Here is a 20,769-nt window from a genome sequence, read left to right as displayed (position 1 = left end):
CCCCGAAGGGCTTCATCGTTCGACTTGCATGTGTTAAGCACGCCGCCAGCGTTCGTCCTGAGCCAGGATCAAACTCTCCGTGAATGTTTTCCCGTAATCGGGATGAACACCACGAGAGCGGTGCGAGAGGAGGAATAGTCCCCTCGCACACAGCGTCCTCGCTGTGTTATTTCAAAGGAACCTCGACCATCGGACACAATGTCCGACGGACGGGGTATCAACATATCTGGCGTTGACTTTTGGCACGCTGTTGAGTTCTCAAGGAACGGACGCTTCCTTTGTACTCACCCTCTCGGGCTTTCCTCCGGGCGCTTCCCTTCGGTCTTGCGTTTCCGACTCTATCAGATCTTTTCTCGACCCGATTTCCTCGGTGCTTTCCAGGTTCCCGCTCTCGCGTTTCCCTTTCCGGCGGTTCCGACTCTATCAGATCCTTTCGGGCCTGATTCCCAGTCAGCGGGATTTGTCTTCGCGGCCGTTGGGCCGTTCCGACGAGTGAGACTTTAGCGGATTCCCGGCGCCCGAGCTAATCGGGGCCTACGCCCTTTCGAACGCGGATTCCTCATTTCGCAAATACGCACGCCAAAGCACGCGGCGACGGATCACCGTTTGATGGTTGGTACCTGCGGAATGGCTGTCCGGGGACCGACCGGAGTCGGTGCTCACGTCGGACAACTCGGAGAACACTACGTATCCGGTTGGGGTGTGTCAACTCACGGCCAGGTGACGCCCCGGGGGGGGTACCCTGGGCCACGTGATGACGCGTACGTGCACCCAGCTGTGGTGGGCCGCCTGACGGCGGCCGTACTCACGTATGTACTCAACGGCCGCCGCCTCGGCGGCCGTTCTCGTATCCCCCTCCAGGGCTCCTGAGGCCGGCCGGCCGGGACGGCGGTCTCGACCAGGAGGTGGAGCAGGGATGACACGGGTATTCAGCGGGATCAAGCCGACCGGGCACCTGACGCTGGGGAACTATCTGGGAGCCATGCGGCAGTGGGCCGCGGTGGACCAGCACCAGGCCGACGCGGTGTTCTGCATCGTCGATCTGCACGGCATGACCGTGGACCACGATCCGGCACGGTTGCGCAGGCTCACTCGTCAGGGGGCGACGCTGTTGCTCGCGGCGGGGCTCGATCCCGAGCTGTGCACCGTGTTCGTACAGAGTCATGTGGACGAGCACGCGCGGCTGTCGTACGTGCTGGAGTGCGTGGCGACCGACGGCGAGATGCGGCGGATGATCCAGTACAAGGAGAAGGCCGCGGGGGAGCGGGCCAGGGGCGGGAGTGTGCGGCTGTCCTTGCTGACGTATCCGGTGCTGATGGCGGCGGACATCCTGGCGTACGGGGCGGACGAGGTGCCGGTGGGGGACGACCAGGCGCAGCACGTGGAGCTGGCCCGGGATCTGGCGGTGCGCTTCAACCAGCGGTACGGGCACACGTTCGTGGTACCGAAGGCGACGCTTCCGCGGGTGGCCGCTCGGGTGATGAACCTTCAGGAGCCGACGTCGAAGATGGGGAAGTCGGACGATTCGGGGCCGGGCATCGTCTATCTGCTCGACGAGCCGGACGTGGTGCGCAAGAAGGTGATGCGGGCCGTGACCGACAGCGGGCGGGAGGTCGTGTACGACCGGGAGGGGCGGCCGGGGGTGACGAATCTGCTGGAGATTCTCGCTGCGTGCACGGGCGGGAACCCTGAGTCACTGGCGGACGTTCATCAGTCGTACGGCGCTTTGAAGAAGGACACCGCGGAGGCGGTGGTCGAGGTTCTCAGGCCCGTGCAGGCCAGGCACAAGGAGTTGTGTGCCGATCCGGGATATGTGGAGGAGGTGCTGCGGCATGGTGCGGAGAAGGCTCGGGCGATGGCGCGGCCGACCGTCGATACCGCTTATCGGGCGATCGGGCTGCTGCCGCCGGTGGCGGAGCCCGCGCTGAACGCGGCCCGGTAGGCACGCGGGCTGGTGGCGAGGCGCGATGCGAAGTGCTGGCGCATCGTGACCTCGCTGCCGAAGCCGGCGCGGCGGGCGACCTCGGGCATGGGTAGGTCGGTGCGTTCGAGGAGTTTCTGGGCCGCGGCGATGCGCTGGTCCAGGAGCCAGCGCAGCGGTGTCGTACCGGTGGCGGCCGTGAAGTGGCGGGCGAAGGTGCGCGGCGACATGCCCGCGCGGGCGGCCAGATCGGCAACCGTGAGCGGTTCGTGGAGGCGGCGCAGGGCGTGTTCCTGTACGGCGGCGAGGGTGTCGGCGTCGCGGTCCGCGCGCGGGGTGGGGTGCTCGATGAACTGTGCCTGGGTGCCGGTGCGGAAGGGGGCGGTGACCATCGAGCGGGCGATGGTGGCGGCCGCCTCGGCGCCGTGGGACCGGCGGACGAGGTGGAGGCAGAGGTCGATGCCGGCCGCGGTGCCGGCGGCGGTCCAGATGTTGTCGTCCTCGATGAAGAGGGCGTCGGGGACGACGGCGACACGGGGGTGGTGCAAGCGCAGGAGCTCGACGAGGTTCCAGTGGGTGATGGCTCGGCGGCCGTCGAGCAGGCCCGCCTGGGCGAGGGTGAAGGCGCCGCCGCAGAGGGCGGCGAGGGTGGTGCCGCGGGCGTGGGCGCGGCGGAGTGCGTCGAGGACGGGGGCGGGTGCGGGAGTGAGGTGGTCGTCGAGGCCGGGGACGACGATGAGATCGGCTCGGTTCAGCCAGTTGAGGGTGCGGTCGGCGTGCAGGGCGAAGCCGCCGCGCATGGGGATGGGGGTGGTGGTGTCGGTGGCGACTCTGCGCAGGTCGAAGGCGGGGGCCCCGCGGTCGGTGCGGTCGGTGCCCCAGACCTCGGTGATGACGGAGACGTCGAAGGCGCGGATGCCGGGGAAGGAGACGAGGGCCACGCGGTACGGGGCTGCGGTCACGTGTGGCAGTAAACCATCGATCGCTGTCTTCTGCCCTTCTGGGACGTGCGTGCCCGCGGCGGCAGGATCGAGGGCATGGAGATCGCAGAGAACACAGCACTGGTGGTCGTCGACGTTCAGAAGGGCTTCGAGGAGGCCGGGTTCTGGGGGCCGCGCAACAACCCCGGGGCGGACGACAACATCGCCTCGTTGATCGACGAGTGGCAGTCGACGGGGCGGCCGGTCGTCTTCGTGCGGCACGACTCGTCGAAGCCGCAGTCGCCGTTGCGGCCGGGGTACGTGGGCAATGACTTCAAGGACTATGTGGAGCAGCGGCGCGGGAAGGGGGCCGGCCGTGAGCTGCTGATCACGAAGACCGTGAACTCGGCCTTCCTCGGGACGCCGGATCTGGCGGCCTGGTTGGGGGCGCAGGGGATCGCGCAGGTGGTGCTGGCCGGGATCCAGACCAATATGTGCGTGGAGACGACGGCCCGGATGGGCGGCAATCTCGGGTTCGACGTGCTGGTCGCCTACGACGCGACGTACACGTTCGACCTGGAGGGGCCATTCGGCTGGCGGCGCACCGCGGACGAGTTGGCGCGGGCGTCGGCGGTGTCCCTGCACGGGGGCGGCTTCGCGCGGGTGCTGACCACGAGGGAGATCGTGGACGCGGCGGGCTGAGGTGCCGCCCCCGTCGGGGACGGTTCCGGGTCAGTCCTTCTTGCCGGAGGCCAGTTCGCGGCTGCGGTCGCGGGCGGCTTCGAGGGCGGCGATGAGGGCGGCTCGTACGCCGTGGTTCTCCAGTTCGCGGATGGCGCTGATGGTGGTGCCCGCGGGTGAGGTGACGTTCTCGCGGAGCTTGACCGGGTGTTCGCCGCTGTCGCGGAGCATCACCGCGGCGCCGATCGCCGACTGGACGATGAGGTCGTGGGCCTTGTCGCGGGGCAGGCCGAGGAGGATGCCGGCGTCGGTCATGGCTTCGACCAGGTAGAAGAAGTAGGCCGGGCCGGAGCCGGAGAGGGCGGTGCAGGCGTCCTGCTGGGACTCGGGGACGCGGAGCGTCTTGCCGACGGCGCCGAAGATCTCCTCGGCGTGGGCGACGTGGTCGGCGGTGGCGTGGCTGCCCGCGGAGATGACGGACATGGCCTCGTCGACGAGGGCGGGGGTGTTCGTCATGACACGGACGACCGGGGTGCCCGCGGCCAGGCGCTCCTCGAAGAAGGAGGTGGGGATGCCCGCGGCGCCGCTGATGACCAGGCGGTCGGTGGGGATGTGCGGGGCGAGTTCGTCGAGGAGGGCGCCCATGTCCTGCGGCTTGACCGTGAGGATCAGGGTGTCGGCGTTCTTGGCGGCCTCGGCGTTGCCGACGGGGCTGACTCCGTAGCGGGTGCGGAGTTCTTCGGCCCGTTCGGGGCGGCGGGCGGTGACCAGGAGGTCGGCGGGGGCCCAGCCGGCTCGGATCATTCCGCTGAGCAGGGCCTCGCCGATCTTGCCGGTGCCGAGGACTGCGACTTTCTGGGTCATGGTGCGGGTGCCCTCCGGGGGTTGCGTCGTCCGGGTTCATCCTCGCACCGGTGCGCAGGGGAGGCCTTGGTTGTCCGGTGGTCGGAACGGGGCCAGGGGGCTATGGGGTGGGTATTGGTGACTAGGGGGTGGGTCTTGCTTGCCCGAGCCGGCGGGGTGCCGCTGTGGCTGTGGGCGCCTATGCCGTCCGGCGTCGCAATGTGGCTGCTCCCAGGCCCAGTACCAGTACGGCGCAGCCGGCCACGATCAGGACGTCCCGGACGAAGGTCGTCGTCATGTCCGTGTGGCGCAGGACCTCGTTCATGCCGTCGACGGCGTAGGACATGGGGAGGGCGTCGGAGATGGCCTCCAGGACGGGGTGCATGTTGGAGCGGGGGGTGAACAGGCCGCAGAGCAGGAGTTGGGGGAAGATCACCGCGGGCATGAACTGGACCGCCTGGAATTCCGAGGCCGCGAAGGCGGAGACGAACAGGCCGAGGGCGGTGCCGAGCAGCGCGTCGAGCAGGGCGACCAGGAGCAGCAGCCATGCCGAGCCCGTGACGTCCAGGCCCAGGAACCACACGGCCAGGCCGGTGGCCAGTGCCGACTGGACGATGGCGAGGCCGCCGAAGGCGAGGGCGTAGCCGGCGATGAGGTCGCCCTTGCCGAGGGGCATGGCGAAGAGCCGTTCGAGGGTGCCCGAGGTGCGTTCGCGCAGGGTGGCGATGGACGTGACCAGGAACATCGTGATCAGCGGGAAGATCCCGAGCAGTGACGCGCCGATGTTGTCGAAGATGCGGGGGCTGCCGTCGAAGACGTAGCGGAGCAGGAACAGCATCAGGCAGGGGACGAGGATCATCAGCGCGATCGTGCGCGGGTCGTGGCGGAGCTGGCGCAGCACCCGGGCCGCGGTGGCGGTGGTCCGGGAGAGGTTCAGGGCGCTGGTGGGGGCGGGCGCTGTGGTGGTGCTCATCGGGCTGTCTCCTTGGTGCGGCCTGCGGCGACCGCCTCGTCCACCAGGTGCAGGAACGCCCCTTCGACGGTGTCCGCTCCGGTGCGGGTGCGCAGGGCGTCGGGGGTGTCGTCGGCGAGGATCTCGCCCTCGCGCATGAGCAGGAGCCGGTGGCAGCGTTCGGCCTCGTCCATGACGTGGGAGGAGATGAGGAGGGTGGCGCCGCGGGTGGTGGCTATCTCGTGGAAGAGGTTCCACAGGTCGCGGCGCAGGACCGGGTCGAGGCCGACGGTGGGTTCGTCGAGGACCAGGAGTTCGGGGGTACCCAGCAGGGCCACCGCGAGGGAGACGCGGCTGCGCTGGCCGCCGGAGAGGTTGCCGGCGAGGGCGTCGGCGTGGCTGGTGAGGTCGACGTCGGTGATGACCCGGGTGACGTGCTCGCGGCGGCGTTCGGCGGCGGCGCGGCCGGGGTCGAGGATCGCCGCGAAGTAGGCGAGGTTCTGGCGGACCGTCAGGTCGTCGTAGACGGAGGGGGCCTGGGTGACGTAGCCGATGCGGGTGCGCAGGTAGGGGTCGCCGGCGGGGCGACCGAGGACCTGGAGGGTGCCCGTGACCTTGGCCTGGGTGCCCACGATCGAGCGCATGAGCGTCGACTTGCCACATCCCGAGGGGCCCAGCAGGCCGGTGATCTGTCCGCGGGGGACGGTGAAGTCGAGGTCGCGCAGGACGGTGCGGGGACCACGGACGACCGTGAGGGCGGTGGCCTCGACGGCCGGGGTCTCCGGTGGCCCGGACGAGTAATTCATCATGCGATGAATAGTGCTCGTGGGGCGGGGTGCCGTCAAGTGGGGTGCGTTCGGTGGCACGCGGGCGCTGCGGGGTGGGCCGGAGGAGTGCGGTCCGTTCGTGCGCACCCGTCTTCACCAGGTGGGCACACAAACCGGGCGGATCGCCAACTCCCTTTACCGACAATGGCTTTCACTGCCATTCGCGCCCTCACAGGCTTCGCGTCCCTCGTCATCGGAGGTACTGCCGTCATGCGCCGTGTCGTAGGCAAGGCCGATCTGTTCTCGTCCCTCGTTGTGTTCCTCGTCGCACTGCCACTGTGTGTGGGTGTGGCCATGGCCTCCGGTGTCCCAGCCGAACTGGGGCTGGTCACCGGAATAGTGGGCGGGCTGGTCGCCGGGGCGCTGCCGGGCAGCAGCCTGCAGGTGAGCGGCCCGGCGGCGGGGCTGACGGTGTTGGTGTACGAGGTCGTGCAGGAGTACGGGATCGAGGCGCTCGGGGTGCTGGTGCTCGCGGCCGGGCTGGTGCAGATCAGCCTGGGACTGCTGCGGCTCGGGCGGTGGTTCCGGGCGGTGTCGGTGGGGGTCGTGCACGGGATGCTCGCCGGGATCGGGCTCGTGCTGGTGGCCGGGCAGGTCTATGCGCTCGGGGACGCGGCCGCTCCGGCGGGCGGGCTCGCGAAGATCGCCGGACTGGTGGCGCTGCCCGGGCGGGCGGGACCGGTGGCGTTGTCAGTGGGCGGTGCCACCATTGCCGTACTGCTGCTGTGGCCGCGCTGGCGGCGGGGCGCCCGGCTGCTGCCCGCGCCACTGGTGGCGGTTGCCGGGGCGACGGCGGTGACCTGGCTGTTCGATCTGGATGTACAGCGCGTCGAGGTGCGCGGTGTGCTGGATGCCGTACGGCTCCCGGAGGCGGCGGACTTCGGCCGGCTGACGGAAGTGGGCGCGCTCGGAACCGTCGTCGCCTTCGCGCTGATCGCGTCCGCCGAGTCCCTGTTCAGCGCGGCGGCGGTGGACCCGCTGCACCAGGGACCGCGCACGGAGTACGACAAGGAGCTGATCGCACAGGGAGCGGGGAACGCGGTGTGCGGGGTGCTGGGTGCGCTCCCGATGACCGCGGTGATCGTGCGCAGCGCGGCCAACGTGCAGGCGGGGGCCCGCACGAAGGCGTCGCGCGTGCTGCACGGGGCGTGGCTGCTGCTGTTCACGGCGCTGCTGCCCGGTGCGCTCGGGGTGGTTCCGGTGGCGGCGCTGGCCGGGCTGCTCGTGCACGCGGGGTGCCGGCTCGTGCCGGTGCGGGAACTGCGCGGACTGTGGCGCGGACATCGGGGAGAGGTGGTGGTGCTCGCGGTGACGGCGATCGTGATCGTCGTCGGGAACCTGTTCGAGGGGGTGCTGGTCGGCCTCGTACTGGCGGTGGCGAAGACCGCGTGGGAGGTCGGCCATGTGCATGTGGAGAGCGAGGACCGGGGAGAGGCGGGGATCGTCGTGCGGGTGCTGGGGCACGCGACGTTCCTGCGGCTGCCCAAGCTGCTGGACGCGCTGGAGGCGGTGCCGCGCGACCGGGAGGTGAGGCTGGAGCTGGGCGGGCTGCGGTATGTGGACCGGGCGTGCGCGGCGGCCCTGGAGGGGTGGGCCGCCGAGCGGACAGCCCTCGGGTCAGGTGTGGGTGGCCACCAGTAGCAGGACGTCGTAGGTCTCCTCGACGACGCCGTCCGGGAAGACCTTCAGCAGATGGGCGCGCTCCTCGTCGAGGAAGGCGGTCCGGGGCTCCCGCGGGGTGACGAGGAAGGCGGAGTGGCTGCCTACGTTGGCGAGATGGGTGGCGAGGGGGACACGGCGGCTCCAGCGGACCTCACGGCGCGTGAAGTGCAGGCGGCCGCTGGGGTCGGCGAGTTCGGTCCGGGCGGCCCGCTCCCTCTCGGCGGCGACGTCGATACCGAAGAAACGGCCGGCGCGCCCGGCGGCCTCGGCGATCCACTCGACGTCCAGGGCGTGGGTGTTCCACCACAGCGCCAGCGCGCCGCCCGGCCGCAGCACGCGCAGCGCCTCCGGCACCGACCGGGCCGGGTCCGTCCAATGCCAGGCCTGGGCGTAGGTGAGGAAGTCGGCGCTCGCGTCGGCCAGGGGAAGCGCGTCGCCGCTGCCCCGGACGATCGGGATGCCGGGCAGGGCGTGCCGGAACTGGGCGGCCATGCCCTCACCGGGCTCCACCGCGACCACATCGGCACCCCGGGCCCGCAGCAGCACCGTCGCGATACCGGTACCGGCGCCCACGTCCACGACCCGGGCACCGGCGACGGGGCGGGCGGCGAGTTCCTCGACGGCGTCGAAGAGGGCGGGCGGATAGGAGGGGCGGTTCGCCGCGTACTGGGCCGCGGCGGCGTTGAAGGAATGGGCCCGGTCGGTGTGGGAGGGCTGCGGCGACGTGGTCATACGGCCATGGTGGTCGGGAAGGGGCACGCGACGACAGGGAGTTTCCGCGGCCGACGCCGACGGGCTGCTTCCTCCGGCCCTTCGGCGCGCTACATCCTCCGGCGCTTCTTCGAGGGGTTCCCGGTACGGCGCGAGGAGCGGCGTTCGTACTCCGCGCGCGCCTTGTCGTACTCCTCGCGGTGGAGCTTCTCGCCCGGGGCCTCGGTGAGGGAGCGGAAGAAGTAGGCGAGGAGCGAGCCGATGAAGCCGACGGCCAGGAGCCCGCGCAGGGAGGCCTGACGGTCGGGGTCGAGGCGCTTGCCGAACCCGTCCCAGGTGTTGCGGAACGCGAGCGCGCTGCAGATCGCGAACATCGCCACGACCAGCACGTTCACAAAGGAGCCGGTGCCGGCGATCTGCAGGCCCTGGTAGGCGAAGCGGAGCACGAACGCGGAGGCGACGGCCGCGGCCAGCGAGCCCGCGGCCACCGCGGCACGCCGGCCCGCGTAACCACTGTCGTGGTTCACCCAGGACGTGCCGAAGAAGCGCAGGGGCTCGGGGCGGGGCCCGCCGGGGGTGCCGCCGGTGTCGGGGGAGCCCGCGGGGGTGTCCGTGGTGCCGGGTTCGTCGCTCACGGGACGATTATGGCTCCGCGGTCGCCGCGGGCTCCGTACGGGGTCAGCCGCAGCGCGGGGCGACGTAGCCGTCGCTGCCCGTGTTCACGTAGGCGTCGGAGACGTATTCGCCGTTGTCGATGTTGTCCCAGATGTTCGTGGTGCCGTAGTAGCCCGACACCCACGTGCCCGGCGACTGGCAGTAGATCGCGACCTTGGCGCCCTCGGGCAGGACGCGGACGATGTTGTAGCTGGTGCCCGGGCCGCTGCGGACATTGAGCCTGAGGCCCGGGGCGACCGAGTAGTAGCGCAGCGACGCCGCCGCGGCCGTCGTCGCCACGGCCTCCCCCTCGCCGGCTCCCTCGACCTCTTCGACACGGTCAACAGACATACGATTCCTCCCCCGTTGGCCCCATGACTGTCATGGGGTCCCGTTCATTCCCCTCTTGCGCGTCACGAAACAACCTTGTGCAACACGCACGCGGAGGCTAGCAAGCCGCCTCGGACTCGTACGAATCATCGACTAGGCTCCCTGCGTCGCGCGCGCGGACGAACAGCACGGGGGTGGTCCCATGGCGCCACAGCGCAACACCGGAGCGGGCGCGGAAGCGGAACTTCCCGAGTACGCCGGTCACTACCGTCTGGAGTCATGCCTGGGCTCGGGCGGCATGGGTGTGGTGCACCTGGCCCGGAGCACCTCCGGGCTGAAGCTCGCGGTGAAGGTGGTACACGCCCAGTTCGCCAGGGATCGCGAGTTCAGGGGCCGTTTCCGGCAGGAGGTGGCCGCGGCCCGCAAGGTCAGCGGTGCCTTCACCGCGCCCGTGGTCGACGCCGACCCGGAGGCCGAACGGCCCTGGATGGCCACGCTGTTCATCCCCGGCCCCACACTGTCCGATCACGTCAAGCGGAACGGTCCGATGCCCGCCGCGCAGCTGCGGCGGCTGATGGCCGGGCTCGCGGAGGCGCTGCGCGACATCCACCGGGTCGGGGTCGTGCACCGGGACCTGAAGCCGAGCAACGTGCTGCTCGCCGAGGACGGGCCGAAGGTCATCGACTTCGGCATCTCCCGGCCCAAGGACAGCGAACTGCGCACCGAGACCGGCAAGTTGATCGGCACTCCGCCCTTCATGGCGCCGGAGCAGTTCCGGCGGCCGCGCGAGGTCGGGCCGGCCGCCGACATCTTCGCGCTCGGTTCGGTGCTGGTGCACGCGGCGACCGGGCGCGGGCCGTTCGACTCCGACAGCCCGTACATCGTCGCCTACCAGGTCGTGCACGACGAGCCCGACCTGACCGGGGTGCCGGAGAGTCTCGCGCCGCTGGTCATGCGCTGTCTCGCCAAGGAGCCGGAGGACCGGCCCACTCCGGACGAGCTCATGCGCGAACTGCGGTCGGTGGCCGCGTCGTACGACACCCAGGCGTTCATACCCACTCAGCGCACCACGGAAGGACCTGCTCCGAAGCCCCCTGCCGGGTCGGCCGAGTCGGCCGGGCACGCTGAGGAGAGCGGGGAAACCGCGGCGGCCGAGGAAGCGAAGAAGGCCGCGGAAGCCGGACGGCCGTCCAGGCGTCGCGCGGGCCGGAAGGCGGCGCTGGGCATCAGCGCGCTCGGACTCGCTGTGGCTGCCGCGCTGGCCTCGGTCCAGGCATTCGGCGGCAGCGAACCCGCGCCGACGAGCACGAGTCCCCGTACCGGCGCGGCCGCCTTCAGCGCCTGGCACACCAAGCCGGCGCCCGAGGCGGCGGGGATGCCGCATTGTGCGTACGGCGCGAAGAAGCTGCTCTGCGCGCAGCCCGGCGTGATCTTCGCGCTCTCCCCCGTCGACGGGAAGCTGCTGTGGCGGCACTCGGTGGCCACGAGGACCACCAGCAGCCCGCCGGTCCTGGCGGCCGGTCTGATCCAGCCCTACACCGACGGCGGCTCGCGTCTGGCGGCGCTGGACCCCGCTACCGGCAAGGAGGTCTGGAAGCGGCGTCTGCCGGAGTCCACGACGGTGCGCTACGTCGGCGGCACGGCCCTGCTCACGGCTGCCGACGGGACGGTCACGGGGCTGGACGCCGCGTCGGGCGGCACCAGGTGGAGCGGCCGGATCGCGGGCCAGAGCCGCCCGGTGTTCGTCTCGTTCCCCGGTGACCCGCTGGCGTACGCGACGAGCACGTCCGCCGACGGCTCTGGCACACGGGTGACGGCCGTGGATCCGCTGACGGGTGACGTGCGGTGGGATGCCCGGCTGAAGGGGACGCTGACGCCGTTCGGCGCCGAGGACGGCTCGCTCTTCTTCCTCTCCGTCGACCCTGTCTACGGGGAGACGTCGGCGGTCGTCCGCTACTCCCCCGGCTCCGGGACGGCGCGTCGTGTGGCGCTGCCCGTCAAGGCGGCGGGCGCCCACGGCACCGTGCGGGGAAGCGTGGTCTATCTGCTGGCCACCGGCGGCTCCCTGGAGGCCGTGGACATGGCGGCGGGCAAGTCGCTGTGGCATCTGGAGACCTCGGTGACCCGCGGCTCGGTGCCGGTCACCGACGGCGACCACGTCTTCTTCACCGCGGGCGACGGGCGGCTGCTCGCCGTCGACGCCCGCAAGGGCAGACTCGTCGGGCAGACCCCGGCACGGCTGGGCGCGAACTCGGGGCAGGTCGTGGCAGCGCTGCCCGCCCCCGTGATCAAGAACGGGCGCGTCTGCGCCACCGCCCCCGACGGCACCGTCTTCGCCCTGGACGCGCGAGACCCCTCGGCCTGGTGACATGCGAAGGGGCCGCCCCCGCGGAGGGAGGCGGCCCCTTGCGGCGGCCGGAGTGTCAGCCCAGCTTGGTCACGTCACGGACGGCGCCCTTGTCCGCGCTGGTCGCCATCGCCGCGTAGGCGCGCAGCGCGGCCGAGACCTTGCGGTCGCGGTTCTTCGGTGCGTACGCCCCGCCCAGCGCCTGCTCTCGGCGGGCCAGCTCGGCCTCGTCGACCAGGAGCTCGATCGTGCGGGCCGGGATGTCGATGCGGATGCGGTCGCCGTCCTCGACCAGGGCGATCGTGCCGCCCGAGGCCGCCTCGGGGGACGCGTGGCCGATGGAGAGACCGGAGGTGCCGCCGGAGAAACGGCCGTCGGTGATCAGGGCGCAGGTCTTGCCCAGGCCGCGGCCCTTGAGGAAGGACGTCGGGTAGAGCATCTCCTGCATACCCGGGCCGCCCTTGGGTCCCTCGTAGCGGATGACCACCACGTCGCCGTCGGTGACCTGCTTGTTGAGGATCTTCTCGACGGCCTCCTCCTGCGACTCGCAGACCACCGCCGGACCCTCGAAGGTCCAGATCGACTCGTCGACGCCCGCTGTCTTCACCACGCAGCCGTCGACGGCCAGGTTGCCCTTGAGGACGGCCAGGCCGCCGTCCTTGGAGTACGCGTGCTCGGCCGAGCGGATGCAGCCGCCCTCGGCGTCGTCGTCCAGCGCCTCCCAGCGCTCGGACTGGGAGAAGGCCTCGGCGGAGCGGACGCAGCCGGGGGCCGCGTGCCACAGTTCCACGGCCTCGGGGGACGGGGAGCCGCCGCGCACGTCCCAGGTCTTCAGCCAGTCCGCCAGGGACGGGCTGTGGACCGCGTGCACGTCCTCGTTGAGCAGGCCCGCGCGGTGCAGCTCGCCGAGCAGGGCGGGGATGCCGCCGGCCCGGTGCACGTCCTCCATGTAGTACGTGCGGTTCTTGGCGACGTTCGGGGCGACCTTCGCCAGGCAGGGCACCCGGCGCGAGACCGCGTCGATCTGCTCCAGGCCGAAGGGCACGCCCGCCTCCTGGGCCGCCGCCAGCAGGTGCAGGATCGTGTTCGTGGAGCCGCCCATCGCGATGTCGAGGGCCATGGCGTTCTCGAAGGCCGCGAAGGTGGCGACGTTGAGCGGGAGGACCGTCTCGTCGTCCTGCTCGTAGTAGCGGCGGGTGATGTCCATGACGGTCCGGGCCGCGTCGACGTACAGCTGCTTGCGGGCCGTGTGGGTGGCGAGGACCGAGCCGTTGCCGGGCAGGGACAGGCCGATCGCCTCGGTGAGGCAGTTCATCGAGTTGGCGGTGAACATGCCGGAACAGCTGCCGCAGGTCGGGCAGGCGTTCTCCTCGATACGGACGATGTCCTCGTCCGAGATCCTGTCGTTGACGGCGTCGGAGATCGCGTCGACCAGGTCGAGGGTGCGGACCGTGCCGTCGACGAGCGTCGCGCGGCCGGACTCCATGGGTCCGCCGGAGACGAAGACCGTGGGGATGTTCAGGCGCAGGGCCGCCAGCAGCATGCCCGGGGTGATCTTGTCGCAGTTGGAGATGCAGATCAGCGCGTCGGCGCAGTGCGCCTCGACCATGTACTCGACCGAGTCCGCGATCAGGTCGCGGGAGGGCAGGGAGTACAGCATGCCGCCGTGGCCCATCGCGATGCCGTCGTCCACCGCGATCGTGTTGAACTCACGCGGGATGCCGCCCGCCTCGGTGATCGCCTCGCTGACGATCCGGCCGACCGGCTGGAGGTGGGTGTGGCCCGGCACGAACTCCGTGAAGCTGTTGGCGACCGCGATGATCGGCTTCCGGCCGATGTCCGCACCGGGTACACCGGAGGCGCGCATAAGGGCGCGGGCGCCCGCCATGTTGCGGCCGTGGGTGACTGTGCGGGACCTCAGCTCGGGCATCGCGCTCGCTCCTTCAGAGACTGCGATCAGAGAGACTTCTGATTGCCAACGAGCGTACGCCGGTCATCCAGGGTTCGGGACGAGGCGTCCGGAATACGGGATGCGCATCTCGGGGTCCGACGGGACCGACGGGACCGACGGGACTCCTCCGACGGTCAGGGAGCCGTCAGATGTCCCTGGACCACGGGTGCCACCCGCGCCACGATCTGCTCCAGGTCCGCCGAGGCCAGCGGCTCCACCTTGATCACGTACCGCAGCATCGCGCACCCCACCAGCTGGGCCGCCGCCAGCTCGGCGCGCAGCTCGGCGTCGGGCAGCTCCAGCTGGGAGGCGATACGGCGCAGCAGCTGGGAGGCGACCAGGTGGCGGAAGACGGCGGCCGCGGTCTCGTTGTTGACCGCGGAGCGGACGATCGCCAGCAGGGGCGCGCGGGTGGTGGGGTTCTCCCAGACGCCGAAGATGAAGCGGGTGAGCCGCTCGCCGACCTGGTCGAGGGGGCCGTCGGCGACCGCGTTCGGCGCGTTGAGCGCGGGCGCGAAGGCGACCTCGATGGCCGCCTCGAACATCTGCTCCTTGGTGCCGAAGTAGTGGTGGACCAGCGCGGAGTCGACACCGGCGGCCTTGGCGATGCCGCGTACCGAGGTCTTCTCGTAGCCGCGCTCGGAGAACTCCTCGCGGGCCGCGGCCAGGATGCGGTCGCGGGTGTCGGCGGACTCGGTGCGCGGGGGACGGCCGCGGCGCCGGGAGTTCGCCCCGGTGCGGCGCGGGGTGAGGCCGGTCATCGTCGGGGCACCTTCACCGCGGAGGCCAGGTGCAGGCGCGTGTACGCCAGAGCCTCGGCCAGGTCGGCCTCGCGTTCGGCGCTGGACATGGCGCGCCTGGTGTTGACCTCGATGACGACATGGCCGTCGAAGCCGGTGAGCGCGAGCCGCTCCAGCAGCTCGGCACAGGGCTGGCTGCCGCGCCCGGGCACCAGGTGCTCGTCCTTGGCCGACCCGTTGCCGTCGGCGAGGTGGACATGGCCCAGGCGGTCGCCCATGCGGTCGATCATCCGCAGGGCGTCCGTACGGGCCGTCGCCGTGTGGCTGAGGTCGATCGTGAAGTGGCGGTAGTCGTCGTTGGTCACGTCCCAGTCGGGGGCGTACGCCAGCATCTCGCGGTCGCGGTAGCGCCACGGGTACATGTTCTCGACGGCGAACCGTACGTCCGTCTCGTTCGCCATCCGCCAGATCCCGGCGACGAAGTCCCGGGCGTACTGCCGCTGCCAGCGGAACGGCGGGTGGACGACGACCGTACTGGCGTCGAGCTTCTCGGCGGCCGCCCGGGCGCGCTGGAGCTTGACCCAGGGGTCCGTGGACCAGACGCGCTGGGTGATCAGCAGGCAGGGGGCGTGGACGGCCAGGATCGGGATGCGGTGGTAGTCGCTGAGCCGGCGCAGCGCCTCGATGTCCTGGCTGACCGGGTCGGTCCACACCATGACCTCGACCCCGTCGTACCCGAGGCGTGCGGCGATCTCGAAGGCCGTCGCCGTCGACTCCGGATAGACGGAGGCCGTCGACAGGGCGACCTTCGCATCCGGGATGCGGACAACGTCCCTCGGTTCTGCCACGGAGACAGATTACGGGGTGAGGTTGGCGCGGCGCGGGGTGCCCGTTGGCCGTTGTGGGCTTTGCCATAACCGCGGGCGGGTCGTCCGCGGCCGGTCGTGTCCGTGCGGCGGAGCCTGGGACGTCACCGCCCCGCGCCCCTTCGGGGGCGCGGTCGCCGGCGTCGGTATCAGGCCGGGCCCATGTGGTCGAGCCGTCGCAGGATCACGCCCTCCCGCAGCGCCCAGGGGCAGATCTCCAGGTTCTCCACCCCGAACAGGTCCATCGCCCCCTCGGCCACCAGCGCCCCCGCCAGCAGCTGGCCGGAGCGGCCCTCGGAGACGCCGGGCAGTTCCGTGCGCTGGGCGGTGGTCATGCCGGCCAGGCGGGGCACCCACGCCTCCAGGGACTCCCGCTTGAGCTCGCGCTGGATGTAGAGGCCGTCGGCGGTGCGGGCGGCGCCGGCGATACGGGCCAGCTGCTTGAAGGTCTTGGAGGTCGCGACCACGTGGTCGGGGGAGCCGAAGCGGCTGAACTCTCCCACCGTGCGTGCGATCTCGGCCCGTACATGACGGCGCAGTGTCCTTATCGCCTCGGTGCCGGGCGGGTCGCCGGGCAGCCAGGACGCGGTCAGCCGGCCGGCGCCGAGCGGCAGCGAGACCGCCGCGTCCGGCTCCTCGTCGATGCCGTACGCGATCTCCAGGGAGCCGCCGCCGATGTCCAGGACGAGCAGCTTTCCGGCCGACCAGCCGAACCAGCGGCGGGCGGCGAGGAAGGTGAGCCGGGCCTCCTCGGCGCCGGTGAGTACCTGCAGCTCGACGCCCGTTTCGGCCTGCACGCGCTCCAGGACCTCGTCGGCGTTGCTGGCCTCGCGCACGGCGGAGGTGGCGAACGGCAGCAGCTCCTCGACACCCTTGTCCTCGGCCGCCTGGAGTGCCTCGTGGACGACACCGATCAGTTTGTCGACCCCGTCGAGGCCGATGGCCCCGTCCCCGTCGAGGAGTTGGGCCAGCCGCAACTCCGCCTTGTGCGAGTGCGCGGGCAGCGGGCGCGCGCCTGGATGCGCATCCACCACCAGCAGATGCACCGTATTGGATCCCACGTCGAGGACACCGAGTCTCATGTACGAAACGCTACTGCCACCTGGGCGCTCGGCCGTCCCCGGAGCCGTCTCGGGCGACTTACCCTGGACGGGTGCCAAAGACGAAAAAGGCGAAAGACCGCAAGGCCGCCAAATCCGCCGGCGATTCTTCTCGGGTGACGCCACCGAGGAAGCCGGAGAAGGACTTGGCGGCCGACGAGAAGGGGCTCGACTTCGCACGCGCATGGGTGGAATTCCCGGATCCGGCGGACGACGAGCAGGTCTTCCGGTGTGATCTGACATGGCTGACCTCTCGCTGGAACTGCATCTTCGGCAGCGGCTGCCAGGGCATCCAGGCGGGCCGCGCGGACGACGGGTGCTGCACGCTGGGCGCGCACTTCTCGGACGAGGACGACGAGAAGCGGGTCGCCGAGCACGTGGCGCGGCTCACCCCGGACGTCTGGCAGCACCACGACGAGGGCATGAAGCACGGCTGGGTCTCGGAGGACGACGAGGGCTCCCGCCAGACGCGCCCCTACAAGGGCTCGTGCATCTTCCAGAACCGCCCCGGGTTCGCGGGCGGCGCGGGGTGTTCGCTGCACATCCTGGCGCTCAAGGAGGGCCGCGAGCCGCTGGAGACCAAGCCGGACGTCTGCTGGCAGCTGCCGATCCGGCGGACCTTCGACTGGATCGACCGTCCCGACGAGACGCGTGTCCTGCAGGTCTCCATCGGCGAGTACGACCGCCGGGGCTGGGGTCCGGGCGGCCACGACCTGCACTGGTGGTGCACGTCGGCGACGTCGGCGCACGGCGCGGGCGACCCGGTGTACGTCTCCTACCGGGCCGAGCTGACCGAGCTGATGGGCAAGGCCGGCTACGACCGGCTGGTCGAGCTGTGCGAGGAGCGGCTGGCGTCCGGGCTGCCGCTGCTGGCACCGCACCCGGCGGACCCGACGGCCTGACCGGCTGCCGGTCACCGCTCGGGCGCCCCCGATCACGGGTTCTGGCCGCCCGAGGGGACCGGCGCGCCGCTGTCGGTCGGCGGTGGGGTCGAGCCACCGGAGGGGGTCGGGGACGGGTCGGTCGGTGTCGGGGTCGGGTCGGGTGACGGCGGGTCGCTGGGCGAGGGGTCGGTGGGGGCCGAGGTCGTGGGCGTCGGGTCCGGGGCGGAGGTCGGGGGCGGGCCCGAGGGGTTCGTGGGGCCGGTGGGCGCGGTGCCGTAGCCGTCGATGGAGACGACGGCGCCCGCCGGTGACACCGCCACCTGGGCGCTCCAGTGGCCGGACGGCTCGCGCAGATGGTCGACGTACACCTTGATCGTCAACGACTCGCCGGGCCGGAGGGTTCCCGAGGACCGGCTGAGGTAGAGCCAGCGGGCCGGGGTGGCGGCGGACCAGCGGACCGGCGAGGAACCGGAGGCGGTGAGCGTGATCAGGGTGGTGTCGCCGCTGTTGCCCGCCGACACCGCGAGCTGCCCGGCCCCCTTCTTGCCGGCCCCGGAGACACTGATCACCTGTACGGAGACGTCGGACTTCCCGTTCCTGCCCGCGTGGGCGCCGGGTCCGGGGTTCGCGTCGCCCGCGTTCTCGTAGTCGCCGGCCGGGTGGCCGCCCAGGCTGTCGGGTCCGTGTGCCTCGCTGGCGGTGGCCGTGTTGCTCTCCGGGTCGTCCCCGGCGGGGGAGGCGCGGTAGGCGGCCCACAGGGCGATCACGGGGGCGGCGACGACGGTGGCGACGACGGTCGTCGTGACGGCACGCGCGCGTAGCCGGTCGCGGCGGGCGGCACGGTCCTTCGGGTCCATCGGGAAGCCGCGCCGGTCGAAACGCGGAAGCGCCGCGCCCCGCGCGCGCGGGTGGCGCGCCGGTGCTCCGTTCAGGGCGGCGCGGGGCGCCTCCAGGACGGGCAGCTCGGCGGGCGTGACGCTGGCGCCGGGCCAGCGGCCCGGGACCGCGCGTTCGGCGGTCCGGCGGCAGCGCGGGCAGTCGTCGACGTGCCGGATCAGCTCACGCCGTACGGCCGTGCTGAGGACGAGCTGGTCGTCGCCGGTGAGGAGGGCCACGCCGGGACAGCCGCCGGTCTCGACGACGGCGAGGGCGGCGCGGGTGCGCTCCACCTCGCAGGCGGCGGAGGCCAGCAGCTCACGGGCGACGGTCCGGTCCATGCCGAGGACGGCGGCGACCTCGTGGGCGGCGAGGTGGTGCCGGACTGCGAGTTCGAGCGCCTCGCGCTGCTCCGGGGTGGTCCCGGCGGCCTCCGGCCAGGCGAGCAGCGCGAGTTCGCGCCGCCGCTGCTCCTGGACCTCCCCGGCCGCGGGCGGGTCGGCGGGCTGCGGGCCCTGCCGCTGGGCTCCGGCGCGGCCCGCCGCGTGCGTGCCCTGACGTTTCTGCTTGGCCTCGGCCAGCTTGCGCAGGCACGCCCAGCGGGCCAGCGCGTACAGCCAGGCCCGGCGGTCCGCCTCGTCCGGGACGCGCTGCCCGCGCCGCTCGGCCAGCGCGAGGACGTCGCCGAGCGCGGCGGTCGCCGTGTCGTGGTCGCACAGCACCGACAGGCAGTAGGTGAACAGACCGTCCAGATACGGCTCGTAGCGCGCCGGCGTCCGGTGCGCCAGCGTGCGCGCCGCGGCACGGTCACGCGCCTCCCGGTGCGCCCGGTGCGCGCCGGTGGTGCGGGTCGAGGTCTCCGGGCTGCTGCTCATCACCTGTGCGACCGTAGGCGGCAGTGGATGGCCCCTTCTTCCCACTTGAGCACTTTTAATCCGTACGGGTGAAACGATCCCTCATAAGGGGACAGGAACCCCTCATTCCGCGGCTCGTTCACGACGGTGAGTAGCCGGTCCGGTCCCGTGCCGCCCGGTGGCCGGTGCCGCGCTGTCAGTGCGGACGGCTACGGTTTCCGCATGGCTGCCCGTACCAAGACCACCAAGGACCGCCCGTCCTACCGCTGCACGGAGTGCGGCTGGCAGACGGCCAAGTGGCTCGGCCGGTGCCCCGAGTGCCAGGCCTGGGGGACGGTCGAGGAGTACGGCGCGCCCGCGGTGCGGACGACGACGCCGGGGCGCGTCACCACGTCCGCGCTCCCCATCGGGCAGGTCGACGGGCGCCAGGCCACCGCCCGCCCGACCGGTGTGCCCGAGCTGGACCGGGTGCTCGGCGGCGGACTCGTGCCCGGAGCTGTGGTGCTGCTGGCGGGCGAGCCCGGCGTGGGCAAGTCGACGCTCCTGCTCGACGTGGCGGCCAAGTCCGCGAGCGACGAGCACCGCACGCTCTATGTGACCGGCGAGGAGTCGGCGAGCCAGGTGCGGCTGCGCGCCGACCGCATCAAGGCCATCGACGACCATCTGTATCTCGCGGCCGAGACCGATCTGGCGGCCGTCCTCGGCCACTTGGACGCGGTGAAGCCGTCGCTGCTGATCCTCGACTCCGTGCAGACGATCGCCTCGCCGGAGATCGACGGGGCGCCCGGCGGCATGGCCCAGGTGCGGGAGGTGGCGGGGGCGCTGATCCGCGCCTCGAAGGAGAGGGGCATGTCCACGCTCCTTGTGGGCCATGTCACCAAGGACGGGGCCATCGCCGGACCCCGCCTGCTCGAACACCTCGTGGACGTCGTGCTGCACTTCGAGGGCGACCGCCACGCGCGCCTCCGGCTCGTGCGGGGCGTCAAGAACCGGTACGGCGCCACGGACGAGGTCGGCTGCTTCGAACTGCACGACGAGGGCATCACCGGCCTCGCCGACCCGAGTGGACTCTTCCTCACCCGCCGTGACGAACCCGTCCCCGGCACCTGCCTCACGGTGACCCTGGAGGGCCGCCGCCCGCTGGTGGCGGAGGTACAGGCGCTGACCGTCGACTCCCAGATCCCCTCCCCCCGCCGCACCACCTCCGGCCTGGAGACCTCCCGCGTCTCGATGATGCTCGCCGTGCTGGAGCAGCGGGGCAGGATCAGCGCGCTCGGCAAGCGGGACATCTACTCGGCGACGGTGGGCGGGGTGAAGCTCTCGGAGCCCGCCGCGGACCTCGCCATCGCCCTGGCCCTCGCCTCCGCGGCCAGCGACACCCCGCTGCCGAAGAACCTCGTCGCCATCGGCGAGGTCGGCCTCGCGGGCGAGGTCAGACGGGTCACCGGCGTGCAGCGCAGGCTCACGGAGGCCCACCGTCTGGGCTTCACGCACGCGCTCGTGCCGGGCGATCCGGGCAAGATCCCTCCCGGTATGAAGGTCCTGGAAGTCGCCGACATAGGGGACGCGCTCAGGGTCCTTCCCCGGTCCCGTCGCCGAGAGGCCCCACGGGAGGCGGAGGACCGCCGGTAGACTTTGCCCTGGTCTCGC

General features: G+C 71.6%; 18 protein-coding genes and 1 rRNA gene. 6 read left to right on the top strand and 13 right to left on the bottom strand.

The annotated features are described in order from the left end of the window. Nucleotides 1-84, bottom strand: a 16S ribosomal RNA gene (locus tag AB0I54_RS15675); the annotation flags it as partial. 832 nt (nucleotides 85-916) lie between these two features. Between AB0I54_RS15675 and trpS the strand changes: the two genes are divergently transcribed. Then, on the top strand, nucleotides 917-1,942 hold the full coding sequence (gene trpS / locus AB0I54_RS15670; RefSeq protein WP_363296508.1) for a tryptophan--tRNA ligase: 1,026 nt from the start codon (nucleotides 917-919) through the stop codon (nucleotides 1,940-1,942). On the opposite strand, the gene AB0I54_RS15665 is transcribed toward trpS, so the two are convergent. After that, complete coding sequence (locus AB0I54_RS15665; RefSeq protein ID WP_363296507.1) at nucleotides 1,882-2,883, bottom strand: helix-turn-helix domain-containing protein; 1,002 nt, start codon at nucleotides 2,881-2,883, stop codon at nucleotides 1,882-1,884. The two genes, trpS and AB0I54_RS15665, sit on opposite strands and share 61 nt — an antisense overlap. 75 nt (nucleotides 2,884-2,958) lie before the next feature. Here AB0I54_RS15665 and AB0I54_RS15660 point away from each other — a divergent pair, with 75 nt between their 5' ends. After that, nucleotides 2,959-3,543 (top strand): cysteine hydrolase family protein, encoded by a 585-nt coding sequence (locus AB0I54_RS15660; protein WP_363296506.1) that lies wholly within the window; start codon nucleotides 2,959-2,961, stop codon nucleotides 3,541-3,543. Between the two features lie 30 nt (nucleotides 3,544-3,573). Here the strand turns inward: AB0I54_RS15660 and proC are convergent, their stop codons facing one another. The 3 genes from proC to AB0I54_RS15645 form a co-directional block, all read right to left on the bottom strand. Then, nucleotides 3,574-4,386 (bottom strand): pyrroline-5-carboxylate reductase, encoded by an 813-nt coding sequence (proC, locus tag AB0I54_RS15655; RefSeq protein ID WP_363296505.1) that lies wholly within the window; start codon nucleotides 4,384-4,386, stop codon nucleotides 3,574-3,576. Nucleotides 4,387-4,564: 178 nt separating this feature from the next. Continuing rightward, nucleotides 4,565-5,338, bottom strand: a complete 774-nt coding sequence (locus AB0I54_RS15650; RefSeq protein WP_363296504.1) for an ABC transporter permease — start codon at nucleotides 5,336-5,338, stop codon at nucleotides 4,565-4,567. After that, on the bottom strand, nucleotides 5,335-6,126 hold the full coding sequence (locus AB0I54_RS15645) for an ABC transporter ATP-binding protein (RefSeq protein ID WP_363296502.1): 792 nt from the start codon (nucleotides 6,124-6,126) through the stop codon (nucleotides 5,335-5,337). The genes AB0I54_RS15650 and AB0I54_RS15645 overlap by 4 nt, the downstream gene beginning before the upstream one ends. Nucleotides 6,127-6,354: 228 nt before the next feature. Here AB0I54_RS15645 and AB0I54_RS15640 point away from each other — a divergent pair, with 228 nt between their 5' ends. Then, a complete protein-coding gene (locus tag AB0I54_RS15640; RefSeq protein WP_363296501.1) occupies nucleotides 6,355-7,785 on the top strand; it encodes a SulP family inorganic anion transporter in 1,431 nt (476 codons plus the stop codon). On the opposite strand, the gene AB0I54_RS15635 is transcribed toward AB0I54_RS15640, so the two are convergent. From AB0I54_RS15635 to AB0I54_RS15625, 3 genes are all read right to left on the bottom strand, one after another. Beyond that, nucleotides 7,762-8,538, bottom strand: coding sequence for a class I SAM-dependent methyltransferase (locus AB0I54_RS15635; protein ID WP_363296500.1), 777 nt, complete (start codon nucleotides 8,536-8,538; stop codon nucleotides 7,762-7,764). The genes AB0I54_RS15640 and AB0I54_RS15635 overlap by 24 nt on opposite strands. 89 nt (nucleotides 8,539-8,627) lie before the next feature. Continuing rightward, a complete protein-coding gene (locus AB0I54_RS15630; RefSeq protein WP_363296499.1) occupies nucleotides 8,628-9,152 on the bottom strand; it encodes an EamA/RhaT family transporter in 525 nt (174 codons plus the stop codon). Between the two features lie 43 nt (nucleotides 9,153-9,195). After that, nucleotides 9,196-9,522, bottom strand: coding sequence for an SH3 domain-containing protein (locus tag AB0I54_RS15625; RefSeq protein ID WP_363296498.1), 327 nt, complete (start codon nucleotides 9,520-9,522; stop codon nucleotides 9,196-9,198). Between the two features lie 181 nt (nucleotides 9,523-9,703). Between AB0I54_RS15625 and AB0I54_RS15620 the strand changes: the two genes are divergently transcribed. Then, nucleotides 9,704-11,869 (top strand): serine/threonine-protein kinase, encoded by a 2,166-nt coding sequence (locus AB0I54_RS15620; RefSeq protein WP_363296497.1) that lies wholly within the window; start codon nucleotides 9,704-9,706, stop codon nucleotides 11,867-11,869. A 55-nt stretch (nucleotides 11,870-11,924) separates the two neighbouring features. Here AB0I54_RS15620 and ilvD read toward each other — a convergent pair whose 3' ends face one another. The 4 genes from ilvD to AB0I54_RS15600 all read right to left on the bottom strand — a co-directional run bounded on the left by ilvD (nucleotide 11,925) and on the right by AB0I54_RS15600 (nucleotide 16,487). Then, nucleotides 11,925-13,778: a dihydroxy-acid dehydratase gene (gene ilvD / locus AB0I54_RS15615; RefSeq protein ID WP_363296496.1), complete on the bottom strand. Its 1,854-nt coding sequence runs from the start codon at nucleotides 13,776-13,778 to the stop codon at nucleotides 11,925-11,927. Nucleotides 13,779-13,933: 155 nt separating this feature from the next. Next, nucleotides 13,934-14,560, bottom strand: coding sequence for a TetR family transcriptional regulator (locus AB0I54_RS15610; protein ID WP_363296495.1), 627 nt, complete (start codon nucleotides 14,558-14,560; stop codon nucleotides 13,934-13,936). Beyond that, nucleotides 14,557-15,387 carry a sugar phosphate isomerase/epimerase gene (locus AB0I54_RS15605; protein ID WP_363296494.1) on the bottom strand — a complete coding sequence of 277 codons (831 nt, stop codon included), beginning with the start codon at nucleotides 15,385-15,387 and terminating at the stop codon, nucleotides 14,557-14,559. The genes AB0I54_RS15610 and AB0I54_RS15605 overlap by 4 nt, the downstream gene beginning before the upstream one ends. A 167-nt stretch (nucleotides 15,388-15,554) precedes the next feature. Beyond that, nucleotides 15,555-16,487, bottom strand: coding sequence for a Ppx/GppA phosphatase family protein (locus AB0I54_RS15600; RefSeq protein ID WP_363296493.1), 933 nt, complete (start codon nucleotides 16,485-16,487; stop codon nucleotides 15,555-15,557). A gap of 71 nt (nucleotides 16,488-16,558) precedes the next feature. Here AB0I54_RS15600 and AB0I54_RS15595 point away from each other — a divergent pair, with 71 nt between their 5' ends. Next, nucleotides 16,559-17,407, top strand: coding sequence for a hypothetical protein (locus AB0I54_RS15595; RefSeq protein ID WP_363296492.1), 849 nt, complete (start codon nucleotides 16,559-16,561; stop codon nucleotides 17,405-17,407). 32 nt (nucleotides 17,408-17,439) lie between these two features. Here the strand turns inward: AB0I54_RS15595 and AB0I54_RS15590 are convergent, their stop codons facing one another. Then, nucleotides 17,440-19,143, bottom strand: coding sequence for a hypothetical protein (locus AB0I54_RS15590; RefSeq protein ID WP_363296491.1), 1,704 nt, complete (start codon nucleotides 19,141-19,143; stop codon nucleotides 17,440-17,442). A gap of 198 nt (nucleotides 19,144-19,341) precedes the next feature. Here AB0I54_RS15590 and radA point away from each other — a divergent pair, with 198 nt between their 5' ends. Next, nucleotides 19,342-20,751, top strand: coding sequence for a DNA repair protein RadA (gene radA / locus AB0I54_RS15585; protein WP_363296490.1), 1,410 nt, complete (start codon nucleotides 19,342-19,344; stop codon nucleotides 20,749-20,751). Nucleotides 20,752-20,769: the final 18 nt, after the last annotated feature.

Source organism: Streptomyces sp. NPDC050625 (assembly GCF_040654755.1).
GTDB lineage: Bacteria > Actinomycetota > Actinomycetes > Streptomycetales > Streptomycetaceae > Streptomyces.
Note: the sequence above shows the minus strand (reverse complement) of the source record. Positions and strands in the feature narration are given on the sequence as shown.

Bases quoted from the DNA above. Each gene is read 5' to 3' on its own strand.
- AB0I54_RS15625 (WP_363296498.1), bottom strand. From the start codon at position 9,522: ATGTCTGTTGACCGTGTCGAAGAGGTCGAGGGAGCCGGCGAGGGGGAG.
- AB0I54_RS15610 (WP_363296495.1), bottom strand. From the start codon at position 14,560: ATGACCGGCCTCACCCCGCGCCGCACCGGGGCGAACTCCCGGCGCCGC.
- trpS (WP_363296508.1), top strand. From the start codon at position 917: ATGACACGGGTATTCAGCGGGATCAAGCCGACCGGGCACCTGACGCTG.
- proC (WP_363296505.1), bottom strand. From the start codon at position 4,386: ATGACCCAGAAAGTCGCAGTCCTCGGCACCGGCAAGATCGGCGAGGCC.
- ilvD (WP_363296496.1), bottom strand. From the start codon at position 13,778: ATGCCCGAGCTGAGGTCCCGCACAGTCACCCACGGCCGCAACATGGCG.
- AB0I54_RS15645 (WP_363296502.1), bottom strand. From the start codon at position 6,126: ATGATGAATTACTCGTCCGGGCCACCGGAGACCCCGGCCGTCGAGGCC.
- radA (WP_363296490.1), top strand. From the start codon at position 19,342: ATGGCTGCCCGTACCAAGACCACCAAGGACCGCCCGTCCTACCGCTGC.
- AB0I54_RS15635 (WP_363296500.1), bottom strand. From the start codon at position 8,538: ATGACCACGTCGCCGCAGCCCTCCCACACCGACCGGGCCCATTCCTTC.
- AB0I54_RS15640 (WP_363296501.1), top strand. From the start codon at position 6,355: ATGCGCCGTGTCGTAGGCAAGGCCGATCTGTTCTCGTCCCTCGTTGTG.
- AB0I54_RS15660 (WP_363296506.1), top strand. From the start codon at position 2,959: ATGGAGATCGCAGAGAACACAGCACTGGTGGTCGTCGACGTTCAGAAG.
- AB0I54_RS15600 (WP_363296493.1), bottom strand. From the start codon at position 16,487: ATGAGACTCGGTGTCCTCGACGTGGGATCCAATACGGTGCATCTGCTG.
- AB0I54_RS15650 (WP_363296504.1), bottom strand. From the start codon at position 5,338: ATGAGCACCACCACAGCGCCCGCCCCCACCAGCGCCCTGAACCTCTCC.
- AB0I54_RS15620 (WP_363296497.1), top strand. From the start codon at position 9,704: ATGGCGCCACAGCGCAACACCGGAGCGGGCGCGGAAGCGGAACTTCCC.